Raw genomic sequence first — 2,303 nt, 5'->3', positions numbered from 1 at the left:
CATGCGGGCAGTGCGTACGTTGATCATCAGATGTCTCCGATGGCGAAGAGCACATCTTCCAAGGATAGCGCTATCTGCGCGTTGCGGTGCGGGCACTGATTATCGGTCACCCCGCACCTGCACCTTTACCTTTACCTTTACCTGTAGGAGCGAGCATGCTCGCGATGGACTCGAATACTGCGTTGGGTGTCAGCCAGCCAGCGTCATCGTTGACGACCATCGCGACGGTGCGACGATTCGACATGCTCGCTCCTACAAGGGGTGCTGGTCAGTTACTGGAGAGGCGGTCGCCGCGTGCAAATTTCCACGTGCGGATGATTTCCAGGCGATCGATGTCCGACAGGTCCCCGGTAAAGGGGGCGAACGGCGCTGCCAGGCGCACGATGCGCTGGGCCGCCTGGTCCAGCAGCGGTTGTCCGGACGACTCCAGTACCAGCACCTCATACAGCGAGCCATCGCGGTTGATCGAGACCATCAGGCGCAAGTTGCCGTAGATCTGCTTGCGCCGGGCTTCGTCAGGGTAATTGAGGTTGCCGATGCGCTCGACTTTTTTACGCCACTCGTCTTTATACCAGGCGCCCTTGTCGCGCATGGTCGAGGCGGCGCTCAGGCGGTGGATGCGCGGGCGTTTGGCGTAGAGCTGTTGTTCTTTGGCCAGTTCGGCTTCCAGGCTCGCAATGTCGCTGGACAGCTGTTCAGTGTCGAACGTCGGCGCCGCCACCGCAGGCTTGGTGACGGGCTTGGGTTCTTCGGTTTTGGTTGCGGCTTTTTTCGGCTTCGGGGCGACGGTGGTCACGGCAGCCTTGGGCGCGGTTTCCTGCACCTCAGGCTTGGCGGCTGGCGGGGGCGTGACTTTCTGCACCTTGTTGTCCTGGAAAGGCGCGACCTCGGTGGTCTTGGGGATGGCCTTTTTATCCAGGGTGCCGCTGCCTTGCTGATTCTCCTGAGCGAGGAAGTCGGCCTTTTCAGGCTTCTTCTCGCTTTTGAAGGTGGCGAGCGTGATTTCCAGGGTTCTGCTGATCTGCTTGGGTTCGACCATCGTAAAGCCGACACCCAGCAGCAGCGCCAGGTGCACCAGCGCCGCCAGAAACAGGGTAAAACCGAGGCGATCGGCCGGGCGCACGCCATAGTGGGCGAGTTCGGCGGGCAGATCGGACGGGAGGGTCATGACAAGGAAACCAACATCGAGTTTTCACAGGCCGCGCATGATAACGCAATGTTGGTTTGGCTTTTCAACGTGCCTTGAGCTTCTGATCGATGGCATCCATCAGCTGGCCGCCGATATCGGTGCCGAACGCGTTATCAATCTCGCGGATGCAGGTCGGGCTGGTGACGTTGATTTCGGTCAGGTGCTCGCCAATCACGTCGAGGCCGACAAACAGCAGGCCTTTTTCGCGCAGGGTCGGGCCAACTTGCGCCGCAATCCAGCGGTCTTTCTCGGTCAGCGGACGCGCCTCGCCACGGCCACCGGCGGCGAGGTTGCCACGGGTCTCGCCAGCGGCAGGAATCCGCGCCAGGCAATAATCCACCGGCTCGCCGTCGATCATCAGGATGCGTTTGTCGCCATCGACGATGGCAGGCAGGTAACCCTGGATCATGATCTGTTGCTGACCGTGCAGGGTCAGGGTTTCGAGGATCACCGACAGGTTCGGATGGCCGGCGGTGTGACGGAAGATCGAAGAACCGCCCATGCCGTCCAGGGGCTTGAGGATAACGTCGCCGTGATGATCGGCGAATTCACGCAGCACGTCCGGGCGGCGGCTGACAATGGTCGGCGGCGTGCACTGCGGGAACAGCGTGGCGAACAGTTTCTCGTTGCAGTCGCGCAGGCTCTGCGGCTTGTTGACCACCAGCACGCCGGCGCTTTCGGCCTGTTCGAGCAGATAGGTGGAGTAGACGAACTCCATGTCGAACGGCGGATCCTTGCGCATCAGGATCACATCCAGATCGCTAAGCAGCGCATCTTGCTCGGCGTCCAGTTCGAACCATTTTTCCGGGTTGGCGAATACCTTCAACGGACGCATCCGCGCCCGGGCCTGGCCTTCGGCCTGGTACAAGTCGCGCTGTTCCATATAGAACAGTTCCCAGCCACGCTTCTGCGCGGCCAGCAGCATGGCCAGCGAGCTATCCTTTTTATAGGAGATGCTGGCGATAGGGTCCATGACAATCCCGACGCGAACGCTCATGGGTGTTTCCTCAGATATGAAGGGCAAAAGGGTTCAACTGTGGGAGCGAGCCTGCTCGCGATGGTGTATCAGCTACATGCATGTCGACTGACACTCCATCGCGAGCAGGCTCGCTCC

Annotated in this window: 3 protein-coding genes; all 3 read right to left on the bottom strand. The window is 60.6% G+C overall.

Features of this window, described 5'->3' with window-relative positions:
• Positions 1-106 precede the first annotated feature (106 nt).
• Positions 107-244, bottom strand: a complete 138-nt coding sequence (locus ACRESJ_RS18975; protein WP_020796739.1) for a hypothetical protein — start codon at positions 242-244, stop codon at positions 107-109.
• 24 nt (positions 245-268) lie between these two features.
• Positions 269-1,168: a TonB family protein gene (locus ACRESJ_RS18970; protein ID WP_431759257.1), complete on the bottom strand. Its 900-nt coding sequence runs from the start codon at positions 1,166-1,168 to the stop codon at positions 269-271.
• 64 nt (positions 1,169-1,232) lie between these two features.
• Entirely contained in the window at positions 1,233-2,186 is a 954-nt protein-coding gene (gene gshB, locus ACRESJ_RS18965) for a glutathione synthase (protein WP_431759256.1), read from the bottom strand.
• Positions 2,187-2,303 lie beyond the last annotated feature (117 nt).

Source organism: Pseudomonas sp. (assembly GCF_050739655.1).
Taxonomy (GTDB): domain Bacteria; phylum Pseudomonadota; class Gammaproteobacteria; order Pseudomonadales; family Pseudomonadaceae; genus Aquipseudomonas.
The sequence above is the reverse complement of the archived record's forward strand: the minus strand, read 5'-3'. Positions and strand labels throughout refer to the sequence as shown.

What these genes read in the sequence shown, in the direction of transcription:
- ACRESJ_RS18975 (WP_020796739.1), bottom strand. Translation starts at nt 244, where the DNA reads ATGTCGAATCGTCGCACCGTCGCGATGGTCGTCAACGATGACGCTGGC.
- ACRESJ_RS18970 (WP_431759257.1), bottom strand. Translation starts at nt 1,168, where the DNA reads ATGACCCTCCCGTCCGATCTGCCCGCCGAACTCGCCCACTATGGCGTG.
- gshB (WP_431759256.1), bottom strand. Translation starts at nt 2,186, where the DNA reads ATGAGCGTTCGCGTCGGGATTGTCATGGACCCTATCGCCAGCATCTCC.